Consider the following 26,820-nt stretch of genomic DNA (forward strand, 5'->3'; position numbering starts at 1 on the left):
TGGCATCGCCATGGAAGCTTCGTCATCCTCGGGCCGGCGCCGAGCGAAGCGATGGCGACGTGACCCGTGGATCCATTCCGTTACGTTCGGGCAACCCACCCAATGGTGCAGAACGAAGTGGCCGAACGGCAGTGACAGCAGCCATCATCCGACCTGCCTGACCATCACCACCTAACCAACAGGCGCATCCGTCCTCATCAGCCCCTCCGCCTTGAGCTCGTCCCACAATGCACCGGAGATCACCGCATCGTAGATGGCGCGGTTGCTTTTGGCTTCTTCGACGGCCTGTCCTCCGGGGATGACCGACATCACGCGGGGGTGGAGCAGCGGGAAACGGAGTGCCGCCTCGATGAGCCGCACGCCATGGCGGCGGCAGATGGCTTCGATGCGCGAGACCTTGTCGAGGATCTCCTGCGGTGCTTCCGAATAATTGTAATAGGCGCCGGGGCGGGCGCCCGTCGCCAATATGCCGGAATTGTAGGGGCCGCCGAGAACGATGCCGATGCCGCGCTTCTCGCAGAGCGGCAGGAAGGATTGCAGCGCCTCCTGCTCGAGCAGCGTGTAGCGGCCGGCGAGCAGGAAGAGATCGAAGTCGCCGCGCTCGGCGAGCCACTGGCAGGGCTGCCATTCGTTGATGCCGGCGCCGAAGGCCTTGATCACGCCCTGGTCGCGCAGCGCAAGCAGCGCGTAGTAGCCCGAGGTCATCAATTGATCGAGGCGCGCCTGGAGGGCCTCCTGCGTGCCATGGTTGAAGACGTCGAGATCGTGGGCGTAGAGGATGTCGATGCGGTCGACGCCGAGGCGTTCGAGCGAGGCCTCGAAGGAGCGCATCACCCCGTCATAGGTGTAGTCGTAGACCTCGCGGCGGGTCGGCGTGTCGAAGAACTTGCCGATGCCCGTCCTCTCTTCCGGCGGGCAGGCTTTCAGGAGCCGCCCGACCTTGCTTGAGAGCACGTAGTCGTCGCGCTTCCTGCCGCGAAGAAAGGGGTTGAGGCGGGTTTCGGCAAGGCCGAGACCGTAGAGCGGCGCGGTATCGAAATAGCGGCAGCCGGTCTCCCAGGCCGTGTCGAGGATGCGGCGCGCATCCTCGTCGGAGATCGCCCGATAGAGGTTGCCGAGCGGCGCGGTGCCGAAGCCCAGCTCGGTGAAATCGATGCCGCCATTGCCAAGCCGGTCGAAATGCCGTGTCTTCATTTTCAGTCTGTCCCTATTTCACCGCGCCTGTCGCCATGCCGGCGATGATATAGCGTTCCAGAACGATGCCAACGATGATCAGCGGGGCGATGGCGGCGGTCGAAAGCGCGGCCATCGCCCACCAGTTGATGCCCTGGCTGCCGGTCTGGCTCGCCACCATCACGGGCAGCGTCTTGGCTTCGGTGCTGGTGAGCAGCGAGGCGAAGAAATATTCGTTCCAGCACAGGATGAGCGCCAGGATGAAGGCCGCCACCATGCCCGGCAGGGCGATCGGCACCACGATGCGCAGGAATGCGCCCCATACGGTGAGCCCGTCGACCAGGGCCGCTTCCTCGAGCTCCACGGGTATCGCCTTGAACTGGTCGCGCATGATCCAGATGACGATCGGCAGCACCATCAGCGTGTAGACGAGGATGAGGCCGATGCGCGAGTCGAGCAGCGCGATCTCCTTGTAGAGCACCAGGAAGGGCAGGGCGAGAACGACCGGTGGCAGGATGAGCTGGGACAGGAAGAAGAAGGAGATGTCCTTGTTGCGCATCCACAGGAACCGGTAGGAGAAGCGGCTCAGCCCATAGGCGGCGAGCGACCCGATCACCAGCGCCAGGAACGACGCCACGATCGAGGCCACGACGCTGTTCCAGAAACGCTTCAGGAATTCGTCGCGCACCGTCGAGGTCTGGAAGATCGTGTCGGGCGAGAGCCCCAGCGACTGCCAGCCTTTCCATTGCGGCCAGAAATCGACGAAGGGGATGAGATTTCCCTTCATCACGTCCGGCGCGATCTTGAAGGAGGTGGTTACGGTCCAGAAGATCGGAAAGAGGCAGATGAAGGCCCAAAGGATGAGGATGCCGTAAATCGCGATGCGGGCCGCGATGTGGCGAATGCGGCCGGTGGCGCTTTCGGCGGGGGTAACGGTCGAGTGAGGCAGGTCGATGGCTGTCATTGAGGCACGCCACTTCCTTTGCAGATGAACATGGCGGGTACGCCAGGTCCCCCTCTCCGTCTCGGCTTCGCCGAGCCACCTCTCCCCCACGCTGCGCGTAGGGGAGAGGAAGCGCCGGCGGCACATTTGGCGCCTTTCCTCTTCCACACGAATGTTGGGGAGAGGTGGCTCGGCGAAGCCGAGACGGAGAGGGGGAACTGCCGGGCAAGGAGGACAGTCATCAAGCCTCCTCCTGCCCATACCCACGCAGCCAGCGGCCGGCGATGTTGAGCATCAAGGTGAGCGCCACCACGATCAGCACGAGATAGACCATGGCCAGCAGCGTGCCGTAGCCGACATTCGAGCGGTCGCGGTATTCGCGGTAGATGAAGCTCGTCACGGAATCCGTGGCGCCGCCCGGCCCGCCGGAGGTGACGTTGATGATGATGTCGGCGATCTTCAGCTTGAAGATGATGCGGATCATGATCGCCGTGATGGAGACGGGAAGGGTCAGCGGGAACACCACCTTCCAGAAGCTCTGCCAGGCGCTCGCGCCGTCGACCCTGGCGGCTTCCAGTACCTCGCGCGGCAGCGCCTGGAGACCGGCGAGCAGCATGATCATCATCAGCGGAATGAAGGTCCAGGCGTCCATCGCCATGATTGACAGCTTGGCGAGCCAGGGGTCGGTGAAGAAGGAGGGGTTTTCCCAGCCCAGCCAACGGGCGAGGTTCGCCACCGGCCCGAAACGGATCTCCATCATGGATTTGCCGACCATCCAGCTCACCGCCACCGGGGAGAGCATCAGCGGCAAGAGGAAGACGACGCGGAAGAACTTGCGCCCGCGGATCTGCGAATTGAGAAGCAGCGCCAGGCCGAAAGCGATGGCGTATTCGACCAGGACCGAAAGCGTGTACCAGATCATGTTGGCGAGTGCGTTCCAGTAGAACGGATCGGCAAGCATCTGCCTGACATTGTCGAGCCCGTTGAACTTACGGCCCTCGAATGCGGAGAGATTCCAGTCGGTGAAGGCGATATAGAGGCCGAACACCAGCGGGAAGATCACCATGGCGGCGATGAACAGCACCGCCGGCAGCACGAACAGCGCCTTTGAACCTTCGTTGCCGCGCCGCAGCACCTGGGACCAGCCGAAGGCGACGGCCCAGGCGAGATAGGCGTAGACGAGCGGTCGCCAGTTATCGAAGCCTTTGTAGATAAGACCCGCGCTGGACAGAACCTGCACCGCGAGCGTGCCGAGCAGAACGGCCCAACCGGCGATCAGCACGAGCTGGCCGAGGCGTTGCCGTGCCGCCGGCACCGGCTCGGGCGCCACGAGGTCCTTGGGATCGGCCGAGATTGCCGACGCGTCTTGCATGGTGCCACCGATATGCGATCAGAATTCTGGACCGGCGGAAAGCTTCCCGCCGGTCAGGCTGGAGCCGATGCTCCGTCGCTCATATGCCCAGAGAAGCCTTGTAGAGCTTGATCTGGTTCTCCCGGCCGATCTGGTCGGTGATCTTCTCCCAGGCCGCGGCGATCGCATCCGCGCCTTCCTGGGCCGATTTGTACTGGCCGGCGAAGGTCTTGGCGAGTTCGTCCTCGGCTACGGAATAATACTGGAAGATGCCGGGAATGCGCGGTTCGATCGCGGCGTTCGGGTGATTGTAGGAATCCCGATTGGAGCCGAGATAGTCCTCGATATAGGCCCGGTCGTAGCCCGCTGCTTCCCATTCGTCGTAGTTGAAATGGGAGTTGCGGTAGGGCTGGAAGCCGGAGGGGTAGGCCGAGCACCAGAGCGAGAGATCTTTGCCGCCGAGATGCGCGGCGGCCGACCAGGCGGCCTTCTTCTTCTTTTCGTCGCCGTCGACGCGGGCCATCACGTAAACGCCCCAGCCGATATAGGCCATGTTGGGCGCGAAATTGGGTCCGGAGGCGAGCTTCTCCCAATCTCCCTTGCCATGGTTCCAGACATCGTCGGAGCCCGGCAGGATCGAGAAATTGGCGACGTCGCCGACGACGGAGGTGTCGGAGGTGCGGGCCATCGAGCCGACATCGCCCCACCAGCTCAAGGCCGAGCCGGTGCCGGCGAGGAACTGCTGGAAGGCGGTGGTGCCGGGATCGGCGTTGATCTGGTCCGGCGGTTGGGCGGCTATGACGTCGAGCACGTCCTGGATGGCGCGCACGAAGGCGGGATTGTTCACGCGCGGCTTCATCGTGTCGGGGTCGAACAGCCAAGCCTTGTCGTCAGGATGCTTGGCATAGGCGGTGGCACGGCTTTCCAGGAAGTAGAAGCCGAACCCGCCCCAGCCCTTGAGCGGGTCGAGATAGCCATAGGCGTCGAGGCCGGTCAGCGGATCCTTCTTTCCCTTCAGGAATTTCGTGGCTGCCTGCATCTCCTGCCAGGTCGTGGGAACCTTCCACTCGCCCTGGTTGCCTTCGGACTTCCAGGCAGCCGCGAGATCGGCATTCTCGAAAATGTCCTTGCGGAAGCTCAGCGTATGACAATCGCCGTCGATCGAGATGCGATAGGTCTTGCCTTCCCAGGTGCCGACCGGCGCTTTGAGATAGCCGACATAGTCGTCCATCTCGATCAGGCTCTTCACCCAGTCGGGCATCTCCGAGGCGAGGCCCTTGCCACAGACGTCGCCCTCGAAGGGCGCGCCCATCTCGATGATGTCGAAATCGACCGTTCCGGTCGCGATCGACTGCTGCAGGCGGGCGTTGTAGTCGGCCTGGGCGAGGTCGATCCAGTTGATCTTGGCCCCGGTATAGGCTTCCCACGGCTTCAGGAAGCCGCGGAACAGGAAGTTGTGAAGGTTCTGGTTGTTGAGCCCCATGAAGGTGAGCTCGACGCCGGCGAATTCGCCTTCCTTCACCGTGGACTTGGTGCCGGCCAGGCACATTTCGCCGACCTTCTGCCAGTCCGCGTCGGTCGGAGACCCCTTGCCGACGCCCGGGATCTTGAGGATTTCGGCGCGCAGATTGTCCTGCGTCCGCGCCTTCGGGGCAAGCACACCCAATCCGCTCGTCGCGCCGAGGGCCAGGGCAGAAACGCCGGCCGCGGCCTTCAGAACATTCCTGCGGCTGGCCTGCATGGCCATGAGCCGCTCGTACACATGCACTTTCATGGAATTCCTCCCTCGGAACCGGATGCCATCCCGCCGATGTCGCGGTGGCATGGATCCGCGGCACCACGTTCGAGCCATGCATGCCCGGCTGCCCGACGGTTCTGTCGGCGTATACCCGAGCGTCGCACCTCCTCCGGCCCGACACGCGAAGCCAGTATGCGGGCCAAAACTTTTTCGAGTCAACAAATCCGAGAGGGAGACGAAACGAACCTGCGGCGTATACGAAACACGGAACAGTTTTCGGCAATAACGCTGCGAAAACGAAAAACCTGCAGCATTGGGGTCGGTCTCGTGCCGTCGACGCGCGCAAGGCCCGATCGGACGAAAAAGCGAAGGTGGTCACGAGCGCGGTTGACATGACGGCCCGGCTCGTCTGTTCTTCCGTGGCGTCGCCCGGAGGAGAACTGCGGCGGGAGGAAGCATGGCAAAGGTTTCGGTGCGCCAGGTGCGCAAAGCCTTCGGCGAAGTGGAGGTCATCCACGGCGTCGACATCGACATAGCCGATGGCGAGTTCGTGGTGCTGGTCGGGCCGTCCGGTTGCGGCAAGTCCACGTTGCTGCGGATGATCGCCGGGCTGGAAAGCATCAGCGGCGGGGCGATCTCGATCGGCGACCGCGTGGTCAATAATCTTCCACCGTCCGAGCGCGACATCGCGATGGTGTTCCAGAACTACGCGCTCTATCCGCATATGAAGGTCAAGGACAACATGGCCTTCGCGCTGAGGCTGCGCAAGACGAGCCCGGCCGAGGTCGACAAGCGCATCAAGCAGGCGGCGGAAATCCTCGGCCTGGTGCCGTTCCTCGATCGCTATCCCCGACAATTGTCGGGTGGCCAGCGCCAGCGCGTGGCCATGGGCCGGGCCATTGTACGCGATCCCGAGGTCTTTCTGTTCGACGAACCGCTGTCCAATCTCGACGCCAAGCTCAGGGTGCAGATGCGCACCGAGATCAAGGAACTGCATCAGCGCCTGAAGACCACGACCGTCTATGTCACGCACGACCAGGTCGAGGCGATGACAATGGCCGACAAGATCGTCGTCATGCAGGACGGGCGGGTCGAGCAGATGGGCGCACCGCTCGAATTGTTCGATCGGCCGGTGAATACCTTCGTCGCGGGCTTCCTGGGCTCTCCGGCGATGAACATGCTCCAGGGCACCGTCGCGGGCGGAGCGACCCAGGCGGTCGAGGTGAACGGCACCCGTCTCGCCGTCGCGGGGCGCCACCAGGCCGCCGGAGAGGGGCAGCCGGTGATCTTCGGTATCAGGCCCGAGCATCTGGAACTGTCGGAAGAGGGTTTTCCGGCGCGCATCTCGGTGGTCGAGCCGACCGGCTCCGAAACCATGGTGTTCCTGCGTTTCGGGGAAAGCGACATGGTGGCGCTGTTTCGCGAACGCCATGATTTCAAGCCCGGCGATACGATCCGCCTGCGGCCTCGTCCCAACCATGTGCATCTGTTCGACGCGGCCAGCGCGCAGCGCATCTGATTGTGCCTCCGCACCGGCCGGTGCGGCGTTGGAGGGAAATTCATGCTCAAGGGAATAAGCCCGCTTCTCAACGCCGACGTGCTCTACGCACTGAGGGCGATGGGACATGGCGACGACCTCATCATCTGCGACACCAACTTCCCGGCCGATTCGGTCGCCAGGCAGACGCGGCTCGGCCGGCTGCTCAGGATCGACAACGTGACCGCGGGAGAGGCCGCGGCGGCCATCCTGTCGCTCTATCCGCTCGACAGTTTCGTCGACGACGCGGCCGCGCGCATGGAGATCGTCGGCAATCCCACCGAGATCCCAGCGGTGCAGCAGGAAGTGCAGAGGGCGATCGACGCGGCGGAAGGCCGTTCCTGGCCGATGGTCGGTGTCGAGCGCTACGCCTTCTATGAACGCGCCAAACAGGCCTATTGTGTCGTTCAGACAGGCGAGCGCCGCTTCTATGGATGCTTCGCGCTGCGTAAGGGCGTAATTGCGCCGGATGCCGCATGAGCGGCTCGCCGATCGTCATCCTCGGCGTGTTCGTCGCCGACACCGCTTATCGGGCGACGCGACAGCCGCGCATCGGCGAGACCGTCCTTGGAACCGCCTTCAAGCTTGGCCCCGGCGGCAAAGGTTCCAATCAGGCCGTGGCTGCGGGACGGCTCGGCGGCAATGTCAGCTTCATCACCAGGCTCGGACGTGACGCCTTCGCCGAGATGGCGGTCACGACCTGGACGGAGGCCGGGGTGAAGCCCGTCGTCATCGAAACGCCGGAAAGCTATACGGGCGCGGCCTATATCTTCGTGGAGGAAGAGAGCGGCGACAACGCCATCATCGTTTCTCCGGGCGCGGCCATGCTGATTTCTGCCGCCGACATCGAAGCCAATGCCGAACTGATCCGCTCGGCCGGGATTTTCGTGACGCAACTCGAGCAGCCGATCGACGCCGCCCGACGGGGCCTGGCCATAGCGCGCGGCGCCGACGTGACGACGATCCTCAATCCGGCGCCGGGCACGACGTTGCCCGACGACATTTTCCCACAGTGTCATTACCTCACCCCGAACGAGATGGAGGCCGAGGCGCTGACCGGCATCGCCGTCGATTCCATCGACAGCGCTCGTCGTGCGGCCGACACCCTGTTGGGAAAAGGTGCCGGGGCTGTCATCGTCACGCTCGGTGAAAAAGGTGCGCTGTTCCACACCGCCTCGCAGTCGGAACATGTGCCGGCCTTTGTCGTGGGCCCCGTCGTGGAAACGACCGGGGCGGGTGACGCCTTCAACGGCGGTTTCGCCTTCGCGCTGGCGCGCGGTCTGACCGGGATCGAGGCCGTTCGCTTCGCCTGCGCGGTGGCTGGCATCTCCGTGACCCGGCACGGCACCGCCCCCTCCATGCCGAGCCTGACGGAAGTGGAGCAGGTGCTGAGCCGATTCGAATAGAGGTCGGAATCGTCTCGGCACGACCGGGACCGAACGAGGCCACAACCTCGTTCGATAGCCGTCAAAAAGGATCTTCGTGTCGTTCAGTGCCCGCCGCCACCTCCGGCCGCCGCGGGCGGCTTGCGCATGAGCATGGCGAAGACCGCCAGTGAGGCGAAGAGCACCGTCAGCAGATAGAAGACGTCGATGAAGGACATGAGCGTCGCCTGCTGGGCGACCATGCCACTCAGCTTCGACAGCGCGGCGGTCGGGCCATCGAGACCGTGCGACTGGAAGTTCCGTGTCATGTCGTCCAGCTTCTTGACGGCTTCCGGATTGGCCCAGGTCACATGTTCGGCAAGCCTGCCGTAGTGGAAGTCGTTGCGCCGGATGAGAACCGTGTTGATGACGGCCAGGCCGACCGCGCCGCCGAGATTGCGCGTCAGGTTGAAGAGACCCGAAGCGTTCTTCAGCCGGTCATGCGGCAAGGTTCCGAGCGCCAGATTGTTGATCGGCACCATGCACAGCATCAGCGACATACCGCGCAGGATCTGCGGGAGGAGCAATTCGTAGAAATCCCAGTCGGCGGTGAGATGGGTGAGCTGCCACGTGCCGGCCGCGAAGCCGAGGAAACCCACCATCATCATGGCGCGCAGGTCCATGCGCGTCGACAGGAAGCCGGCAAGCGGCGCGGTGATGAACATTGCGAGGCCGGAGACGAACAGGGCCTCGCCGATCATCAGGGAATCGTAGCCGCGGATCTGACCGAGGAAGAGCGGGTAGAGATAGGTCAGGCCGTAGAGGCCTATGCCCATGGTGAAGGAGAAGACCGAGCCGAAGGCAAAGTTCACATTGGTGAAGGCGCGCAGGTCGACGATCGGCTCCTCCTGTGTGAAGACGCGGTAGAAGAAGACGATGGCGCCGATGGCGAGCACGATCGAGAAGACCAAGACGGTCTCGTCCTGCATCCAGTCGTTGCGCGGGCCTTCCTCGAGCACATATTCGAGCGAGCCGAGAAAGGCCGCCATGCCGATCAAACCCCACCAGTCGAACTTAGAGAGCAGGTCCCGCTCCGGCCTGTCAAAATCGATCAGCGTCCAGGCCGCTATGGTGACGAAGACGCCGGGCACCACGTTGATCAGGAACAGCCAGTGCCAGGACATTGCGTGGCTGATATAGCCGCCGACCGTCGGACCGATCGTCGGCGCGAGCGTGGCGACGAGACCGATCATCGGCGACACCACCGCGCGGCGCGACGGCGGAAAGATCGTGAAGGCAGCAGCGAAGACGCTAGGGATCATGCCGCCACCGATGAAACCCTGGATCGCCCGGTAGACGATCATCTGTTCGATGCTGGTGGCGGTGGCGCAGAGTGCGCTCGCGAGTGTGAAACCGGCTGCGGAAACCGCGAAGAGGACCCGTGTCGAAAGCAGGCGCGCCAGGAAGCCCGACAGCGGGATCATGACGACCTCCGCGATCAGATACGAGGTCTGCACCCAGGAGATCTCGTCGGAGCTGGCGCTCAAGCCCGCCTGAATCTCGGTGAGGGACGCCGACACGATCTGGATGTCGAGAATCGCCATGAACATGCCGAACACCATCGCCAGGAAGGCGACGATGCGGCGCGTGCTCGGCAGCGCGTCCTCGGAAGGAGCAGGGCGTGCGGGAATGGCTGCGGTCGTGGCGGTGGCCATGGCGAGCCTCCAGCGCTCAGTAGAGGCTCGCGGTCTTTGCTGCCGGCGCGGTCCGGCTGTCGACTTCGACGACAACGGAGAGGCCGGCGCGCAGCTTGCCCGAAGCCAGCGCGTTCTCGGAAAGATCGATGCGAACCGGCACGCGCTGCACGATCTTGGTGAAGTTGCCGGTGGCATTTTCCGGGGGAAGCAGCGAGAAGACCGCGCCGGAGGCCGGAGCCAGCGACGAGACCGTGCCCTCGAAAGCGATGTCGTCGACGGCGTCGACCGATAGCTTCACCTTCTCGCCGGGCACGAGCTTGGCAAGCTGTGTCTCCTTGAAATTGGCGACGACGTAAAGCTTGTTCAGCGGCACGACCACCGCGAGCTTCTGACCCGGCGAGACGAGATCGCCCTGTTCGACGGCGCGATTGCCGACGACGCCGTCATAAGGTGCACGCAGGACGGTGAAGGAGAGGTCGCGCGCGGCCTTGTCTCGGGCAAGCTCGAGGTTCTGCAAGGTGGACTGGGCTTCCTGATACTGCGCCTCCAGCACGCCGATGTTGGCTTTGGCGCTCGCGATCTGCGCGTCTGCGCCCGTCAGCGCCGCATCGGCCTGCTCAACGGCGGTTTGTGCGTCGTCGAGTTGGGCCTGCGTCGCCACATGGGTTTTCAACAGTTGTGCCGTGCGGTCGGCCGTGCGCCGCGCGTTGTTCGCGGCGGCCACGGCCGACGTCTTTTGCGCCTCGGCCTGGCCCAGTGCGGCGCGCGCGGCTTCGGCCTGGGCCTTGATGCGCTCCAGCGTCTTGTTCTGGACGTCGATCTGCGCCTGGGCTTGGTCGAAAGCAATGCGGTAGTCGCCATCGTCGATGGTTACGATGGGATCGCCGGCCTTGACGAATTGGTTCTCCGCGGCGTCGAGGCGCGCGACATAGCCGGTGATCTTCGGCGTGACGTAAGCCATGTCGGCCTGGACGTAGGCGTCATCCGTCGAGATCATGAAGCGGCCTTCCGTCCAGTAGCCGTATCCGTACCAGCCCCCGCCTGCCACCAAAGCCATGACCACGAGCGGCAACAGGAAGGACTTGGCCGACCTCTTTTTGGGGGCAGGCGCCTCGGCACGTGGTGGTGCCGGCGGTTCCGCGACCGGAGCCGTCCTGTCCACTTCCTGTTCCGTCTTCATGGACGGCACGCTGTGCAAGGGGGTGATGGCAGCCGTTTCAGGCTTGGATGCGACGCGCGTGGACATGACTGAACTTCCTAGATTAAACCGAACCGTTCGGTTCGACTTGACGTAGCGTATGGGAGGGGGCATATCAAGAGGCAATCGAACCGATTGGTTCGAAAAAAATAGAGGAAACGATGGGCACCGAATCCAGGGAGATCGCGTCTTCAATCGAGGCGGGGGATGAGGCGCCGGATTGCCTTCGACGCGGGCGCCCGGCAGCGGGGCAAGACCCGATCAAGCGCCGGCAGATCCTTGACGGCGCACGGCGTGTCTTCATCAATATGGGCTTCGATGCAGCCTCGATGAACGACATCACGCGCGAAGCCGGCGTTTCGAAGGGTACGATCTACGTCTATTTCCAGAACAAGGAAGACCTGTTCGAGGCGTTGATCGAGGAAGAACGTCGGTCGATCTTCGCCAATCTCTACGACGCCCTCGAACATGACGGAGGTTTACGCGAAACCCTCATCGCCTATGGCGTGGCGTTGGCCAAAAAGGTCACGGCGCCGACGGTGCTGCGGGCGCAGCGCACGGTCATCGGCATCTGCGAGCGCATGCCGGAAGTCGGGATGCGCTTTTACGAGCGCGGGCCCAAGCGCGGCCACGACAAGCTGATGGCATTCCTTGCCCGTGCCGTCGAAGCGGGGAAGCTTTCCATTCCCGACATCGACCTTGCGGCCTACCAGTTCGGCGATCTCTGCACCTCGCGGATCTTCCGCCAATGCCTGTTCGGCTATCGGACGACTACCCCGAGCGAGGAGGAGATTCGGCAGATCGTGACCGCCGGCGTCGATCTCTTCATGAAGGCCTACGCCGCCGAGGTCTCACCGTAGGTTCATGTCTCGACCGAACAGGACGAACAAAAGCTCGTTCCGATCGTTTGGTTGGCAACAGGAACCTTGAACATGAGCGTTGATGACGCGGCCCGCGGCCGCAACGCAGATTCGCCCTCGCAGATGACGTGGCGCGGCTGGCGCGACGTGTTCTGGCGGGTGTGGAAAGAGGCGGACGAAGACCGGCTCATGCTGATCGCTGCCGGAGCCACCTATTACCTGCTGCTGGCCTTGTTTCCTGCCCTGGCGGCCTTTGTTTCCCTCTACGGCTTTTTCGCGAACCCGTTGACGATCGCGAACCACCTGTCCTATCTGGCCGGCCTGCTGCCGGAAGACGGTATCGATATCATCCGCGAACAACTCGACACGCTGGCCGCGAAAAGCGACAGGACACTGAGCCTCGGCTTTCTCGTCGCCTTCGCCATCGCCTTCTGGAGCGCCAACAGCGGGATCAAAGCGCTCTTCGAGGCGATGAATATCGTCTACGACGAACGCGAGAAACGCAGCTTCCTTGCCCTCAACCTGATTGCGGTCCTGTTCACTTTCGGGGCCATGGCGGTCGGTTTCGTGCTCATCACCGCCATCGGCATCGTTCCCGCGGCGCTCGCCCTGCTGAATCTCGGTGATCAAGCCGATCTTGTCATACGGCTGGCGCGGTGGCCGCTGATCGTGCTGCTGCTCGCCGTGGGCATCTCCCTGATCTATCGGTATGGACCCAGCCGTGAGAGAGCGAAGTGGCGCTGGGTTACCTGGGGAGGAGCGTTGGCCACGATCGCTTGGCTCGTCGTGTCGATCGGCTTCTCGTTTTATCTGGAGAACTTTGCCCAATACAACGTCACCTATGGGTCCTTGGGGGCCGTGGTCGGGTTCATGATCTGGACCTGGCTTTCCGTCCTGGTGCTGCTTGTCGGAGGCGAACTGAATTCGGAGATGGAACATCAGACCGCCGTCGATTCGACGACCGGGCCGCCCGAACCGATGGGGCAGCGCGGCGCGGTGATGGCCGACACGCTCGGCGAGCCCGCCGACTGAACGGCGCTTGCGATTTTCCTTGATGTTGCGTCATAACCAGCTACTTCAAGCTTGAAGGAATTTGGGCCTGCCCCCTTGGGTGGGCCGGGAGAGACGGCTTGAGTGCTGAAGACGAATTGGCGGATCCGTGGCTCGACGGCGAGACCAAGGTGCTGGAGGCGCCGGGAGACCACGGCGATGAACTGCGCCTGTGGCTTCGGCTCCTGACGTGCACGACACTCGTCGAAACGGAGGTGCGGCGCCGCCTGCGCGAGGAGTTCGATTTCACGCTGCCGCGCTTCGATCTCCTGGCGCAGCTCGAGCGGGCTCCCGACGGCATGGTGCTGGGCGAGGTATCGAAGCGCATGATGGTGTCGGCCGGCAACATCACGTCGCTGGTCGACCGACTCGCGCAGAGCGGTCATATCTCCCGCACGACCTCGCCGGCTGACCGGCGCGTACAGATCATCTCGCTGACGCCGTTCGGCCATGCCGAATTCCAGAAGATGGCTGCACGGCACGCGGACTGGATCGGCAGCCTCTTCGCCAGCCTGACAGAGCGGGACGGGGCGGCGCTCATGAAGGAACTGGCCAAACTCAAACGGTCCATTAGGTTGGGACTCGAGACGGCGGACTAGACGGCCGTCTCCAGCCGGCTGACTGCTTCAGCCGGTGGCGAAGAGCAGCGGCCTGGAAGGAACCGACATTGGGAATGACGATGAACGGCATCACTGCGTTCTTGGCTGGAATTGCCGCATTGTTCGGCGGCCCGGCATATGCCGAGGGATTCAAGATTCACGATCTCACAACCGTCGAGGCTGACATAGCTTCGGCATTCGCGCCTGAATTCTATCACTGGGCCATCCCGAATACGATGAGCCTAAGCTGCTGCGACAATGAGGAAAACCAGATCATCTCCATCGAGATCGATCGACACACGGACGAGATCGGCCAGGAGAATCGAACCGACGAGACCTACATCGCCGAGATGGAGGACACCTGTACCAATAAAGGTATCCCGTGCCGGATCGAGGACGTTCATGTGGGGACAGGCATCGGCCGCCTCATCACGATATCGCTGGGTGGCGGCATGAAAGGAGCAAATGTGTTCCTTGTTCGGGATGGAGACCGCCTGACGATTCGTTCGGCAGCGGATGACGCGGACATTGCCCGGAGAAATGCGGAGACGGCGCTGGGCGCCCTCAAGAAGTCCTTGCTGAGGCCGTAACTCATTGCGGGCTGCCGGAGCTGTGGGCGGAAAGCCGACCGGACCGTCCTAAAACCACAGGTCCCGGACGCATCGACCATCCGGCGGCAAGTCTTCGAATGTGTCCAGTCCGTCGAAGTGGTCGATGGGGAGATCGGCCACGGCTTCTGGCGAGGCGAGTCGAAGGTTGACTGCCATACGACGACGACCGTTGGCCTCAAGCCGTAGACCTCGCCAGCACAGCACGCAGCCGCATGAGGGGCAGAAGAGGATCTCCAGTGTGGGATCATTCTTCCCTCCGCGAGCGTAGGCGGAGGTTGGTCCGGAGATGCCGATTCTCTGACCTTCATAGTCATACGCCCAGAGCGCACCATAACGACGACAAAGCGTGCAGTTGCATGCCGTGGCGGAACCGGGATCGCCTGCGAAGGTCCAGCGCGCAGAGCCGCAATGGCAGGAGCCAGTCAGCATAATCTATCCTCCGATCCAGCGCTCAAGGGCGCTCGTTGACATCGTGACATCATGATGTCACGATGTCAGTATGAGCATCGAACACGACCACAGCCCACTATACACGAAGGTCGAAGCGGCTCTGGTTTCCGACATCTCAGCGGGCTTCCTCACTCCGGGTAGCCAGCTGCCGCCGGAAGACGGCTTGATCAAGCGTTTCAGCGTCAGCCGCACGACGGTGCGCAAAGCGGTTGAAAACCTCGTGGCGCGCGGATTAGTCGAAATCCGGCGCGGCAAAGGCACTTTCGTCGCGCAGCCCAAAATCACCCAGGAGTTGACCGAGCTGACCGGCTTCGTCGAGGACATGCAGGCGCTCGGTCGTACCCCGACCGCCCGGCTGCTCGATAAGCAAATTGTACCGGCCGATACAGGCGTTGCCCGGCGGCTCGCTGTGCCATCCGGCACCCTCGTCATGCGGATACAGCGCGTCCGGCTGGCCGATGGCATTGCCATGTCCTTCGATGAAACCTACCTGCCGTGCGAGATCGGGGAGAAGGTCGTGACGCACGATCTGGAGGCCGAGCCGATCTTCTCGCTGCTCGAAGGCAAGTACGACTTGCCACTCACCGATGCGGAGTATCGGCTTGAAGCGGTCACCGCGACGCCGGATGTAGCACAGGCTCTCGCCGTCGATCCCGGCAGCGCGGTCTTCCTGATCGAGCGCACGTCCTACACCGAGGGGCACCGGCCCATAGACTACGAAAAGCTCCACTATCGCGGTGACCTGATCAGCTTCGTCACCCGCTTGGCCCGGCGTTCGCGCGAACATTCCTGACGCGGAGGCAGAGCAATAGAAACCTTATGGCTCTTCGTGGCCGCTTTCGGCGCAAGCGCCCTTGGCGGTGTGCTCGGCATGGCCAGCGGCATTTTCATCGTGCCAATGCTCACTCTGCTTTTCGGCGTGGACATTCACGTCGCAATCGGCGCGAGCATCGTTTCGGTGATCGCCTGTTCCTGCGGTAGTGCGGCCCCGTTCCTGAAAGGCCGCCTGACCAATATCCGGCTTGCCATCGTCCTTGAGACAGCCACCACGCTCGGCGCACTGACCGGCGTGTTTCTCATCGGGATCGTCTCGACGCCGGTTCTGTATGGCCTGTTCGCGGTCATTCTGGCGCTTTCGGCGAAGCAGATGCTTGCGCGGCGGCGCGAGGTGATCGACGCGAGCGCCCCGAATATGAAGAGCTGGGCCACCATTCTGCGCCTGCATTCCAGCTTTCCCGATCATGCGACGGGACAGGAGGTGGCCTATCAGGTCGGCCGTATCCCGCTCGGCATGGTGCTCATGTACGTGGCGGGGTTAATCTCTGCGCTGCTCGGCATCGGCTCCGGCGTCCTGAAAATCCCGGCGATGGACGCCGCCTTGCGACTCCCTATCAAGGTCTCCTCCGCCACGTCGAATTTCATGATTGGGGTGACGGCGTCCGCCAGCGCGGGTGCCTACTTCATGCGGGGTGATATCGACATTGGCATTGCCGGCCCCATTGCACTCGGCTCTGTCGTCGGCGCGCTCGTCGGTGCACGCCTGCTGATCGGGCTTCCGGCCGACAAGTTGCGCGCCTTCTTCGTGGTCGTTCTCGCCCTGTTGGCGGTTCAGATGCTCCTGAGCGCCTTCGGCATCCATCTTCTCGAAGGAGCAGCATGAAGCCCACGTCAAACAATCTTGAGCGGCGGGACCGGATCGTTGCCGGACTGCTCTGGTACGGAACATGGTTCGCCTCGGCCCTGATCGCTGCGGGCATGCTCTTGGCGGCCTTCGAGCCGTTTGTGGATTCGCTCGCCTCGCTGAGCGAGTTTGATGCGGTGAAGGCCGGCGTTGCGGTGTTCATTCTCCTGCCGGTCGCTCGGGTGGTGCTTATGCTGACCATCTTCCTGCGCGAGCGAGATTACGCCTACACCGTTATTGCGGCGCTTGTACTGGCGATCATCGCGGCCGGCGTCATCGTTGAGATCTGAGTCTTGCAAGGCGTAACGGCCTTGGGAATTGCGCGACGAAGGAAGGCCACAGAAGGTGGAGAGCGGCTGTCTTACAAGCTGATCAAGGCCCGCCGGAGGAACGATCTTTGGCGCCGCTGGATTTACCGCGAGGATGCATGATCAGGTTCGAAATCCGCCTGATGCCGTCCACAGTTCCGAGACCAAGCGGCAGGCATTGACCACCAGGTTCGAAACGGGGCCTTGGCGTTCGGCCCTTGCGCAAAAAAACTTTAAGCTTGAAGTTTTTTTGCGCCCAGTCCATCTTGCCGGGGCGCGGCTTTGGACCATCTTCCTCGGCCGGCACCGTCAAGCGCGCGGATTGGGAGAACGGCCATGCGAATTGTCTGTATCGGTGGCGGACCGGCAGGGCTCTACTTCGCGCTGCTGATGAAGAGCCGGCATCCGCAGCATCGCATCACCGTCGTGGAGCGCAACCGCCCCTACGACACTTTCGGCTGGGGCGTCGTCTTCTCCGACGCCACTATGCAGTCGATGCGACAGTGGGACCCGAAGACCGCCGCTTCGATAGAAGATGCCTTCAATCACTGGGACGATATCGAACTGGTCTTCAAGGGCCGCAAGATCCGCACCACCGGGCACGGCTTCGTCGGCATCGGTCGCAAGAAGATGCTGAACATTCTGCAGGACCGCTGTGTCGAGCTCGGCGTCGAACTGGTCTTCGACCGCGAGGTTGAGAGCGACGAGGAATTTACGGATGCCGACCTCATCATCTCGTCTGACGGCGTGAATTCGAGGATGCGTGCAAAGTACTCTGAATTCTACAAGCCCGACATGATTATCCGCCCCAACCGCTATGTCTGGCTGGGCACGGACAAGGGCTTCGATGCCTTCACCTTCGATTTCCGCAAGACCGAGCACGGCTGGTTCCAGGCGCATATCTACCGCTTCGACGCCACCACCTCGACCTTCATCGTCGAGACCACCGAGGACGTGTTCAAGGCCCATGGTCTCGACGCCATGGACCAGGACCAGTCCATCGCGTTTTGCGAAAAGCTCTTTGCCGAAACCCTCGACGGGCATCGGCTGATAACCAATGCCCGCCATATGCGTGGCTCGGCCTGGCTGAATTTCGGGCGGCTGGTCTGCGAGAAATGGAGCCATTTCAACGGTCGCAGCCATGTCGTGCTGATGGGCGACAGCGCCCATACGGCTCATTTCGCCATCGGTTCCGGCACCAAGCTCGCCATCGACGACGCGATCGAGCTGACGCGGCAGTTCGACATCGCCGGCCACGAGGCAAGCAACATTCCGGCAGTGCTCGCCGCCTACGAAGAAGTGCGCCGGGTCGACGTCGCGCGGATCCAGAATGCCGCGCGCAACGCGATGGAATGGTTCGAGGTGGTGGGCACGCGCTACGCCGACACGCTGGAACCCGAGCAGTTCATGTATTCCATGCTGACCCGCTCGCAGCGCATCAGCCACGAGAATCTCAGGCTGCGCGACAAGACTTGGCTGGAAGGCTACGAACGCTGGTTCGCCGAGCGCTCCGGCGTGATATCCGCGCCTAACGGAGTGGTCCCGCCGCCCATGTTCACGCCGTTCAGGGTGCGGAACTTGGCGCTCCGCAATCGCATCATCGTTTCGCCCATGGCGATGTATTCGGCGGTCGACGGCGTCCCCAACGATTTCCACCTCGTGCATCTCGGCGCGCGCGCCATGGGCGGCGCGGCGCTGATCTTCCCGGAGATGACCTGCGTCTCGCCGGATGCCCGCATCACGCCGGGTTGCCTCGGCCTCTGGAACGACGAACAGGCGCAAGCCTGGAAACGGGTCGTCGATTTCGTCCATCAGGCGACGCCTGCGCGGATCGGCATCCAGCTCGGCCATGCCGGCCGTAAGGGCGCGACGCGTGTCGCCTGGGAAGGCATCGATCAGCCGCTCGACGAGGGGGCCTGGCCGCTGATCTCGGCTTCGGCGATTCCATATCTCGAAAACTCCGACTGCCCGCGCGCCATGACACGGGAAGACATGGATCGCGTGATTGCCGATTTCGTCGCTGCGGCCAAGCGTGCCGCCGCGTTGGGCTTCGATATTCTCGAACTCCATGCAGCCCACGGCTATCTCCTGTCGAGCTTCCTGTCGCCGCTCACCAATCTTCGCGACGACGAGTATGGCGGCGACCACGAGGGGCGGGCGCGCTTTCCGCTCGAGGTTTTCCGGGCGATCCGCGCCGCATGGCCGGAGGACAGACCGACGTCCGTGCGGCTCTCGACGCATGACTGGTGCGAGGGCGGTAACACGCCCGAGGATGCGGCGATCTTCGCGGCAATGTTCAAGGAGGCCGGCGCCGACCTGATCGACTGTTCGTCGGGCCAGGTGGTGAAGGACGACAAGCCGGTTTACGGGCGTCTCTACCAGACGCCCTTTTCCGACAAGATCCGCAACGAGATCCGCGTGCCGACGATCGCGGTCGGTGCGATCTCCGAAGCCGATCACGCCAATTCGATCATCGCGGCCGGCCGCGCCGATCTGTGCGCGATCGCACGACCACACCTGGCCGACCCATCCTTCGTTCTGCATGAGGCCGCCAAGATCGGCTTTGCCGACCAAACCTGGCCCAAGCAGTATCTTTCAGCGCGGACCCAGTATGAGAACAATCTCGCTCGGGCGGCAGCCGAAGCGGACAAATCGCGATGAAACGGCACGCCTTCGTCACCGGGGCGGGGACGGGCATCGGTCGCGCGGTCGCGCTCACGCTCGCCCGAGAGGGAATGTTCGTGTCGCTTGCCGGGCGGCGAGCCGGACCGCTCAGGGACGTGGCGAAGGAGATCGCAGCGCAAAACGGCGAGAGCATCGTCCTTGATAGCTTCGACGTAACCGATCCACGCGCGGTCGAACGCGGCGTGACCGAAGCCCTGGCGAAAGGCGGCGAAGTTGCCGTCCTTGTCAACAATGCCGGCGAGGCGCCGTCCGCGCCATTCGAGAAGACCGGGGCGGACTTGTGGAACCGAGTGCTCGGGGTCGATCTCACCGGGGCTTTCCACGTCACTCAGGCCTTGCTGCACTCGATCCGCCGCGCCGGCAACGGTCGTATCGTCAATATTGCGAGCACGGCCGGCTTGACCGGCTATCCATATGTCTCGGCCTATTGCGCGGCAAAGCATGGGCTCGTCGGCCTTACCCGGTCATTGGCGCTCGAGCTTGCGCGCACCGATGTCACCGTGAATGCCGTTTGTCCCGGCTTCACCGAGACGCCGCTGATCGACGCGGCCGTGGAGACCATCGCCGGCAAGACGGGCCGCAGCCACGAGGAGGCCCGGGCGAGTCTCGCCGGCGTCAATCCGCAGGGGCGGCTGGTGACGGCGGAAGAAGTCGCCGACACCGTCCGCTGGCTGGTCTCGCCCGCATCGAAGTCTATCACCGGTCAGGCGATCGCCGTTGCCGGCGGCGAAGTCATGGGAGGCTAGGGGCAGCGGACCGCGAAAAGCGGGCGCGGTATCGGCGGATCTGGTGCGTGAAAGGGAGGAGACGGAAATGGCAAGAGAGCTTGAGAAGGGTATCACCCGCAATGGAAGCGGCGTGAACGGAAAAAGCTGGAACATATTGGGGCAGGTCTATTTTCCGAAAGCCGTCTGCGAATCGACATTCGCTTTCGAGACCAACAGCGAGCCCGGGCAATTCGTGCCGGTCCACATCCACCCGACCCAGGACGAGTTCATCCTGGTTCAGGAGGGCGAGTTGGACCTCAAGCTCGATGGTGAATGGGTGAAGGCGCAGGCCGGAGATCTGGTGCGCATGCCGCGCGGCATCCCGCACGGCTATTTCAACAAATCCGATAAGCCGACACGGGCGCTGTTCTGGGTCTCGCCGGCCGGCATGCTCGAGCAACTGTTCGAGAAGCTCGATAATCTGGGCGATCCCGAGGAGGTGGTGAAAGTGTCGGCCGAACACGAGGTGCAGTTCCTGCCGCCGGCCGCGAATGAATAAACGGCAGGCGCGCTGATCGGCCAGGAAATAAGGCTGCCGGGCGGCAAGCGCGGCAGCATGACACAAGGGATGAAACAACGATGACCAACCCCATGCAGGACAAGAAGCGTCCCTTCAAGGGCCACAAGGCCACGCATTTCCTGTTCGAGACGGACGAAGACGGGCGGGTCGCGACGATCACGCTCAACCGCCCTGAGAAGAAGAACCCTCTGACCTTTGAAAGCTATGAGGAATTGGGCGATCTCTTTCGCGCTCTCGCTCGCGCGAGCGACGTACGCGTTGTGGTTCTTGCCGGCGCTGGCGGCAACTTCTGCTCCGGCGGAGACGTGTTCGAGATCATCGAGCCGCTGACGCGCATGACGATGCCCGATCTCCTTGCCTTTACGCGGATGACGGGCGATCTCGTCAGACAGATCCGCGCCTGCCCGCAGCCGGTCATAGCCGTCGTGGACGGCGTCTGCGCCGGTGCCGGAGCGATCCTCGCCATGGCATCGGATCACCGTATCGCGACGCCGGAAACCAAGACAGCATTCCTGTTCACCCGCGTCGGTCTCGCCGGCGCCGACATGGGGGCCTGCGGGATCCTTCCGCGCATCATCGGGCAGGGACGGGCCGCCGAGCTCCTCTTCACCGGGCGCGCCATGACGGCCGTGGAAGGCCACGCCTGGGGTTTCTACAATTCGCTGCATGACGCCGCGTCCCTGCACGAGGAGGCCCATCGTTTCGCGCGCATGCTGGCCGATGGCCCGTGGTTCGCCCATTCCATGACCAAAAAGATGCTCGACCAGGAGTGGTCGATGGGCATCGAGGAAATGCTGGAGCACGAGGCGCAGGCCCAGGCCATCTGTATGGCGACCGGCGATTTCCGCCGTGCCTTCGAAGGCTTCGCCGGCAAGTCTAAACCCGACTTCCAGGGGAACTGAGATGACCGCGCCTCGCGCAGCCGCCCCGTCGCGGGATCATCTGGAGTGGCCGTTCTTCGAGGCGGCCCATCGCGCGCTCGCCGGTGAGCTCGACCGCTTCGTCTCTGGAGGAGGGCTTGGAACGATCGACCACGCGAATGTAGACGCCGCCTGCCGCAGGCTGGTCGAGGCGCTCGGTGCCGCCGGCATCCTGAAGAACTGCGTGCCCAAGGCGTTCGGCGGAGCCTCCGAGGAGATCGACAGCCGGTCGCTGTGCCTCGTTCGCGAGACGCTCGCCTATGCCGACGGGCTCGCCGACTTCGCCTTCGCCATGCAGGGCCTCGGCACGGGGGCGATCAGCCTTTCCGGCTCGGACGCACTGAAGAAGCGCGTCCTGCCCGCAGTTGCACGGGGCGAGCTGATATCGGCCTTCGCTCTGTCGGAGCCGGAAGCGGGCTCCGATGTTGCCGCGATGCGCTGCGCGGCAAGGCGCGAGGGCGATTCCTACGTGCTCGATGGCGAGAAGACCTGGATCTCCAATGGCGGCATAGCAGACGTCTACACGGTTTTTGCCCGCACGGGCGAAGCGCCGGGCACGCGAGGCATCTCGGCTTTTGTGGTCTTTGCCGACGCGCCGGGCTTCTCCATCGCCGAACGTATCGAGACGATCGCGCCGCATCCGCTCGCCCGGCTCCGTTTCGAGAATTGCCGTATCCCGGCCTCGCATCTGCTGGGGCAAGCGGGGGAGGGGTTCAAGATCGCGATGCGCACCCTCGATATCTTCCGCCCCTCCGTTGCCGCGGCGGCGATCGGTTTCGCACGCCGCGCGCTCGACGAGGCGCTGGCACATGCGCGCTCCCGCGCCATGTTCGGCGCGACGCTCGCCGATCTACCGACGGCACAGGGCACGCTTGGTGATATGGCGACGGCCGTCGACGCGGCGGCCCTGCTCACCTGCCGCACCGCCTGGCGGCGCGACGTGCAGAAGCTTCCGACGACGAAGGAAGCGGCCATGGCGAAGATGACCGCCACGGAAAATGCCCAATGGGTGATCGACCAGGCCGTCCAGCTCTTCGGCGGGCGCGGTGTGCGGGTCGGCGAAATCGCCGAGCGTCTCTATCGGGAGATCCGGGCGCTGCGCATCTATGAAGGCGCCACCGAGGTCCAGAAGCTCATTATCGGGCGCGAACTCCTGAAGGGGCTCGCCAAGGAAAATCTGCCCAGGAACAATCATGACCGCGACTAAGCAATCACTCAACGTACAGCCAGAAACGCCTCATCGTACCCTCCAGCCGGCCGGCTGGGCAAAGCCGCTCGGTTACGCCAATGGCATGGAAGCGCGCGGCCGGACGGTCTTCGTCGGCGGCCAGATCGGTTGGAACGCCGAGTGCCGGTTCGAGACGCATGACCTTGCCGGGCAAGTGCGCCAGACGCTGGAGAACATCGTCGCCATCCTGCGAGAGGCTGGCGCCGGTCCCGAGCATGTAACGACCATGACCTGGTACGTGCTCGACAGAAAGCGATATTCGGCCTCGCTCAAGGAGATCGGCGCGGCCTACAAGGCCACCATGGGTCGGCACTTTCCGGCGATGGCGGTGGTGGAGGTGTCGGGCCTCATCGAGAACGAGGCCTTGGTCGAGATTCAGGCGACCGCCGTGGTACCGGACTGAATAGCCATCAAGACTTGACGACAAAGGGGCAGCATCAGCTATTGAAGATATATTTCATTCGTATGAGCAGCTGCTTCCATGACGCAAAGGACCAAGGATCGGCGGCCCACACTTGCTGATGTCGCAAAGCGGGCGGGGGTTTCGCGCAGCCTGGTGTCGCTGGCGATCCGCGGCGAAGGTTATGTCCGGGCGGAGTCACGCGAGCGGATCGCCAAGGCCGCCGCGGAGCTCAACTATCAGCCCAACCTCGCGGCGCGCAGCCTGGCCAGTGCTCAAGCCGGCTACATCGGCATCGTGGTCGGCCAGGTCACCAATCCACTACAAGCCGAGATCGCCAAATGGGCCAGCGTGCTCTCGGCCGAGCAAGGCCTCACGGCTCTCGTGTCGCTCGATGCCGAAAGCGACGAGAATGCCGAGGCGGCGATCAGGGCGCTGATGGCGCATCGCGTTTCGGGCGTCATGCTTGTCGGCGCACCATACGAAAAGGCCGCAATCGCAAGAGTCGCGGCCGAAATTCCCTCGGTCTATATTGGCCGTCTGCTCAAAGTGGTGGACGTCGACAGCGTCACCACCGATCATATACTCGGAGCGAATATGGCCGTGGACCATCTGGTGTCGCTCGGCCACAGGTGCATTGCCCATGTCGATGGCGGGGCTTCGCCCGGCGCCGAGCGGATGTGCCAAGGCTATCGTGAAGCCATGGAACGACACGGGCTGACTGGCTCCATCCGGATTGTTTCCGGCGCTTATACGATCGATGCCGGGGCGGCAGCCGGCCGGGAACTGTTCGGCTCCGGGACGGCGGTCCCCGAGGCCGTGTTCGCCTCGAGTGATCTCGCCGCGATCGGCGTGATCAACGAGGCCGCCAGGCATGGAATTTCCATTCCCGACGATCTTCATGTCGTCGGTTATGACGATGTCACGCTTGCCGGAACCGAGACCTTGTCGCTGACGAGCATCCACCAATCGGCGCGCGATCTCGCCGAGGCGGGGGTGTCCGCGATGATACGCCGGCTCCGTCAGCCAGAAGCGCCGACAAACAAGGCGCTCGTGCCGCCAAAGCTTGTGGCGCGACGCAGCACCGGAACTTCTCGAAGCCTGTAGGATGGCCTTGACAAGCCGGCGAGGAACGTTGATTCATACGGTATTGGAGCGCTCCAATATTTTTCGGCGCGTCCCGTTTCGAAACACTCGGAAACGACAGTCTCGATGGTAGCAATTCGCCTGGAAGGCATCAGGAAATCCTATGGCAGCGTCGAGGTGCTGAAGGGGATAGATCTCGAAATCGCCCATGGCGAGTTCGTGGTCTTCGTCGGTCCGTCCGGCTGCGGAAAATCGACTTTGCTTCGGGTTCTGGCTGGGCTGGAAACTGTCGGCGCGGGCGAGATTCATTTCGGCGCGAAACGCGTGACGAACGTACCGCCGGCGAAGCGCGGCGTGGCAATGGTCTTCCAGTCCTACGCGCTTTATCCGCATATGAGCGTCGCCGAGAACATGACGATGAGCTTGCGTCTTGCTGGAGTGCCCAAGGCCGAGCGGCGCAAGAAGGCGGCCGAAGTGGCGGGCATGCTGCAGCTTGATGCTCTGCTGGATCGCAAACCGGCCGAGCTGTCCGGAGGGCAAAGGCAGCGCGTCGCGATCGGGCGGGCTCTCGTCCGGCGCCCGGAGATATTCCTGTTCGACGAGCCGCTTTCCAATCTCGACGCGGCGTTGCGCGCTGAAACCAGGGTCGGCATCGCCAGGCTGCACCACACGCTCGACAATACGATGATCTATGTGACTCATGATCAGGTCGAGGCTATGACGATGGCCGACCGTATCGTGATCCTGGACCAAGGGCGCATCGCGCAGGCTGGTGCCCCGATGGAGCTTTATCACCGGCCGGCGAACAAGTTCGTCGCGGGCTTCCTCGGAGCTCCGAAGATGAACTTCCTCGACGTGGCGGAAACCAGACGGCGGGACGGGACGGTCGAGCTAGACCTCGAAACGGGCGAGACGATCAGCCTCGCCCGAAGCCTTTCGGGCGCGGCGAAGACCCTCGGATTGAGGCCGGAACATCTCCAGCTTGCCGCCGATGGTCCGATTTCGGGCCGTGTGGTGACCATTGAGCGGCTGGGCAGCGAAACTCTTGTCTATGTCGAAAACGGCTCGGCCGCCCTTGTCGTCAAGACAGAAAAAGAAAGTCCGGCCGCCGTCGGCGATGTGGTGAGAATGACGTTCGATCCCAAGCGCGCGCATCTCTTTGCCGAGGACGGGAATTCGATCGCCGCCGAGGGCGACGCCAGACTAAATCGATCATGAGTGGAACGGTCGCAGGCTCATGAGCCTGGACCAATGGTGGAGGAAACTAAGATGTATTTCGAGACGCGATTGAAAGGCCTTGCATTGGTCGCCGGCCTCATGTCGGCAAGCTGTCTCCCGGCCGTCGCCCAAACACAGATCAACGTGATCGGCTTCGGAGCAGGTTTTGCATGGGCCGATCTTTTCGGGCCCTCGGGCACGGAAAAGACGCAGGCACTCCTCGACTTCGAAAAGAAATACGACATCGTCATCAACATGGAATATGCCGATGAGGACGTGGCACGGCAGAAGGTGCTGCTCGATCTCGTCAATGGCACCGGCAACTACGATCTGGTGATGCTCGGCAGCGACGGCGCCGTCCAGACCTATGCGGCGGCCGGCTATCTCGAGCCGCTCACGGAACGGGTGAAGACCGAGACTGAGCTGTTCGATCCTTCCAAGGTTTACGCCCCGTTCCTGGAAGCCAACACCGTGAATGGCGAGCTTTGGGGGCTTCCCTACTACTCGTTCGGCTCCGGCGCCGTGTATCGCAAGGACATCTTCGACAAATACGGAATCAAGGAGTTCCCGAAAACAACCGAAGAAATGGAGTCCGCTCTCAAGACCATCAAGGAAGGTCTCGCCAAGGATGGCGTCACGGACGTCTATCCACTGACCATGCGTGGTGCGCCCGGCGAGGAGCCATCGCTCGATCTCAGCGGATTCGTCTACGCCTATGCCGGCTATCCGGCCTGGTTCGAAGGCGGCGCGGGAACACCGGAGGAGATCAAGGCCAAGAAAGCACAGCCCATCTTTACCGGCGACTTCCGAAAGGGCTTCGAGACCTTCGTGCGCTGGTCGCAGGAATACGGGCCTCCCGGGATCGCCACCCACACCTGGGTGGACATGATGAATCTCTACGCACAGGGCAAGGCGGTCGTGCTGTTCCCATCGGCCATCAACGCTTTCGCTGGCATTCCTTCGTCCAAAGTGCCCGAGGTGAAGGAGTTCAGCACATTCGCGCCGGCGCCGACCGGGCCGTCGGGCAAGGCCGTGCAGAGCTTCTGGACATTCTCCGTCGGCGTCAGTGCCTTCTCGAAGAACAAGGACGCGGCCTACAAGGCGCTTGCCTTCCTGACCAGCGAGAACACGATGCGCGCCTTCAACGAGACCATCGGCTGGCCGTACACGACCTATCCGTCGATCATGCACAGCCCGACGCTCCAGGACAAATGGCCTGCCGCCATGCTCGACCAGATCGAGGCATCCTTCACGTCAGCCGATCCGCACTATTTTCCGTATATCCCGGAACTCACCGAGTTCATGGACAAGGTCGGGACCGCAGCCTCGGCATCGATCGCGGGGACAGCGAGCGTCGACGACAGCCTGAACGAACTGCAGGGCTGGGCGACCGATCGCATGAACCGGGCCGGCTACTACCAATAAATCATTACGCT

General features: G+C 63.0%; 26 protein-coding genes. 19 read left to right on the plus strand and 7 right to left on the minus strand.

The features are described 5' to 3' along the window. Window positions 1-171: 171 nt before the first annotated feature. The 4 genes from ACCO56_RS06050 to ACCO56_RS06065 form a co-directional block, all read right to left on the minus strand. Complete coding sequence (locus ACCO56_RS06050) at window positions 172-1,194, minus strand: aldo/keto reductase (RefSeq protein WP_433638663.1); 1,023 nt, start codon at window positions 1,192-1,194, stop codon at window positions 172-174. A gap of 13 nt (window positions 1,195-1,207) precedes the next feature. Then, on the minus strand, window positions 1,208-2,137 hold the full coding sequence (locus ACCO56_RS06055; RefSeq protein ID WP_433638665.1) for a carbohydrate ABC transporter permease: 930 nt from the start codon (window positions 2,135-2,137) through the stop codon (window positions 1,208-1,210). A gap of 220 nt (window positions 2,138-2,357) precedes the next feature. Next, window positions 2,358-3,488 (minus strand): carbohydrate ABC transporter permease, encoded by a 1,131-nt coding sequence (locus tag ACCO56_RS06060; protein WP_433638667.1) that lies wholly within the window; start codon window positions 3,486-3,488, stop codon window positions 2,358-2,360. 79 nt (window positions 3,489-3,567) lie between these two features. After that, a complete protein-coding gene (locus ACCO56_RS06065; protein ID WP_433638669.1) occupies window positions 3,568-5,241 on the minus strand; it encodes an ABC transporter substrate-binding protein in 1,674 nt (557 codons plus the stop codon). 421 nt (window positions 5,242-5,662) lie between these two features. On the opposite strand from ACCO56_RS06065, the gene ACCO56_RS06070 reads away from it, so the two are divergent. Genes ACCO56_RS06070 through rbsK form a run of 3 tightly spaced genes read left to right on the plus strand, consistent with a single transcriptional unit; the run spans window position 5,663 to window position 8,148 of the window. Continuing rightward, entirely contained in the window at window positions 5,663-6,724 is a 1,062-nt protein-coding gene (locus ACCO56_RS06070) for an ABC transporter ATP-binding protein (protein WP_433638670.1), read from the plus strand. A 42-nt stretch (window positions 6,725-6,766) separates the two neighbouring features. After that, window positions 6,767-7,222, plus strand: coding sequence for an RbsD/FucU family protein (locus tag ACCO56_RS06075; RefSeq protein ID WP_433638671.1), 456 nt, complete (start codon window positions 6,767-6,769; stop codon window positions 7,220-7,222). Then, on the plus strand, window positions 7,219-8,148 hold the full coding sequence (gene rbsK, locus ACCO56_RS06080) for a ribokinase (protein WP_433638672.1): 930 nt from the start codon (window positions 7,219-7,221) through the stop codon (window positions 8,146-8,148). The genes ACCO56_RS06075 and rbsK overlap by 4 nt, the downstream gene beginning before the upstream one ends. A gap of 83 nt (window positions 8,149-8,231) precedes the next feature. Here rbsK and ACCO56_RS06085 read toward each other — a convergent pair whose 3' ends face one another. Together ACCO56_RS06085 and ACCO56_RS06090 are read right to left on the minus strand one after the other, a co-directional pair. Next, on the minus strand, window positions 8,232-9,821 hold the full coding sequence (locus ACCO56_RS06085) for a DHA2 family efflux MFS transporter permease subunit (RefSeq protein WP_433638675.1): 1,590 nt from the start codon (window positions 9,819-9,821) through the stop codon (window positions 8,232-8,234). A gap of 16 nt (window positions 9,822-9,837) precedes the next feature. After that, a complete protein-coding gene (locus ACCO56_RS06090) occupies window positions 9,838-11,049 on the minus strand; it encodes an HlyD family secretion protein (RefSeq protein WP_433638678.1) in 1,212 nt (403 codons plus the stop codon). 113 nt (window positions 11,050-11,162) lie between these two features. Here ACCO56_RS06090 and ACCO56_RS06095 point away from each other — a divergent pair, with 113 nt between their 5' ends. The 4 genes from ACCO56_RS06095 (at window position 11,163) to ACCO56_RS06110 (ending at window position 14,100) form a co-directional block, all read left to right on the plus strand. Further along, complete coding sequence (locus ACCO56_RS06095) at window positions 11,163-11,861, plus strand: TetR/AcrR family transcriptional regulator (RefSeq protein ID WP_433638680.1); 699 nt, start codon at window positions 11,163-11,165, stop codon at window positions 11,859-11,861. Window positions 11,862-11,933: 72 nt separating this feature from the next. Further along, window positions 11,934-12,893, plus strand: coding sequence for a YihY/virulence factor BrkB family protein (locus tag ACCO56_RS06100; protein WP_433638681.1), 960 nt, complete (start codon window positions 11,934-11,936; stop codon window positions 12,891-12,893). 98 nt (window positions 12,894-12,991) lie between these two features. Then, the gene (locus tag ACCO56_RS06105; RefSeq protein WP_433638684.1) at window positions 12,992-13,510 is read left to right on the plus strand and encodes a MarR family winged helix-turn-helix transcriptional regulator; all 519 of its coding nucleotides are present in this window, start codon (window positions 12,992-12,994) and stop codon (window positions 13,508-13,510) included. 80 nt (window positions 13,511-13,590) lie between these two features. Beyond that, window positions 13,591-14,100 (plus strand): hypothetical protein, encoded by a 510-nt coding sequence (locus ACCO56_RS06110; RefSeq protein WP_433638685.1) that lies wholly within the window; start codon window positions 13,591-13,593, stop codon window positions 14,098-14,100. A 48-nt stretch (window positions 14,101-14,148) separates the two neighbouring features. Here ACCO56_RS06110 and ACCO56_RS06115 read toward each other — a convergent pair whose 3' ends face one another. Next, window positions 14,149-14,550, minus strand: a complete 402-nt coding sequence (locus tag ACCO56_RS06115) for a GFA family protein (protein WP_433638686.1) — start codon at window positions 14,548-14,550, stop codon at window positions 14,149-14,151. A gap of 70 nt (window positions 14,551-14,620) precedes the next feature. On the opposite strand from ACCO56_RS06115, the gene ACCO56_RS06120 reads away from it, so the two are divergent. The 12 genes from ACCO56_RS06120 to ACCO56_RS06175 all read left to right on the plus strand — a co-directional run bounded on the left by ACCO56_RS06120 (window position 14,621) and on the right by ACCO56_RS06175 (window position 26,809). Beyond that, entirely contained in the window at window positions 14,621-15,364 is a 744-nt protein-coding gene (locus ACCO56_RS06120; protein WP_433638688.1) for a GntR family transcriptional regulator, read from the plus strand. Between the two features lie 15 nt (window positions 15,365-15,379). After that, a complete protein-coding gene (locus ACCO56_RS06125; protein WP_433639778.1) occupies window positions 15,380-16,231 on the plus strand; it encodes a sulfite exporter TauE/SafE family protein in 852 nt (283 codons plus the stop codon). Continuing rightward, window positions 16,228-16,542, plus strand: a complete 315-nt coding sequence (locus ACCO56_RS06130) for a DUF1634 domain-containing protein (protein ID WP_433638689.1) — start codon at window positions 16,228-16,230, stop codon at window positions 16,540-16,542. Before ACCO56_RS06125 ends, ACCO56_RS06130 begins: the two co-directional genes overlap by 4 nt. A 354-nt stretch (window positions 16,543-16,896) precedes the next feature. Beyond that, a complete protein-coding gene (locus ACCO56_RS06135) occupies window positions 16,897-19,221 on the plus strand; it encodes a bifunctional salicylyl-CoA 5-hydroxylase/oxidoreductase (protein WP_433638691.1) in 2,325 nt (774 codons plus the stop codon). Continuing rightward, window positions 19,218-19,991: an SDR family NAD(P)-dependent oxidoreductase gene (locus tag ACCO56_RS06140; RefSeq protein ID WP_433638693.1), complete on the plus strand. Its 774-nt coding sequence runs from the start codon at window positions 19,218-19,220 to the stop codon at window positions 19,989-19,991. The genes ACCO56_RS06135 and ACCO56_RS06140 overlap by 4 nt, the downstream gene beginning before the upstream one ends. Window positions 19,992-20,058: 67 nt before the next feature. Then, a complete protein-coding gene (locus tag ACCO56_RS06145) occupies window positions 20,059-20,511 on the plus strand; it encodes a cupin domain-containing protein (protein WP_433638694.1) in 453 nt (150 codons plus the stop codon). A gap of 80 nt (window positions 20,512-20,591) precedes the next feature. Further along, window positions 20,592-21,434, plus strand: a complete 843-nt coding sequence (locus ACCO56_RS06150) for an enoyl-CoA hydratase family protein (protein ID WP_433638695.1) — start codon at window positions 20,592-20,594, stop codon at window positions 21,432-21,434. A gap of 1 nt (window position 21,435) precedes the next feature. Next, complete coding sequence (locus tag ACCO56_RS06155; RefSeq protein ID WP_433638696.1) at window positions 21,436-22,659, plus strand: acyl-CoA dehydrogenase family protein; 1,224 nt, start codon at window positions 21,436-21,438, stop codon at window positions 22,657-22,659. Then, window positions 22,646-23,083 (plus strand): RidA family protein, encoded by a 438-nt coding sequence (locus ACCO56_RS06160; RefSeq protein ID WP_433638697.1) that lies wholly within the window; start codon window positions 22,646-22,648, stop codon window positions 23,081-23,083. Before ACCO56_RS06155 ends, ACCO56_RS06160 begins: the two co-directional genes overlap by 14 nt. Before the next feature lie 78 nt (window positions 23,084-23,161). Next, entirely contained in the window at window positions 23,162-24,187 is a 1,026-nt protein-coding gene (locus tag ACCO56_RS06165) for a LacI family DNA-binding transcriptional regulator (RefSeq protein WP_433638698.1), read from the plus strand. Between the two features lie 105 nt (window positions 24,188-24,292). Then, the gene (locus tag ACCO56_RS06170) at window positions 24,293-25,384 is read left to right on the plus strand and encodes an ABC transporter ATP-binding protein (RefSeq protein ID WP_433638700.1); all 1,092 of its coding nucleotides are present in this window, start codon (window positions 24,293-24,295) and stop codon (window positions 25,382-25,384) included. A 51-nt stretch (window positions 25,385-25,435) separates the two neighbouring features. Beyond that, window positions 25,436-26,809: an extracellular solute-binding protein gene (locus ACCO56_RS06175; protein WP_433638701.1), complete on the plus strand. Its 1,374-nt coding sequence runs from the start codon at window positions 25,436-25,438 to the stop codon at window positions 26,807-26,809. Window positions 26,810-26,820 lie beyond the last annotated feature (11 nt).

The sequence above is a fragment of the Mesorhizobium sp. 1B3 genome (assembly GCF_050958605.1).
Classification (GTDB): domain Bacteria; phylum Pseudomonadota; class Alphaproteobacteria; order Rhizobiales; family Rhizobiaceae.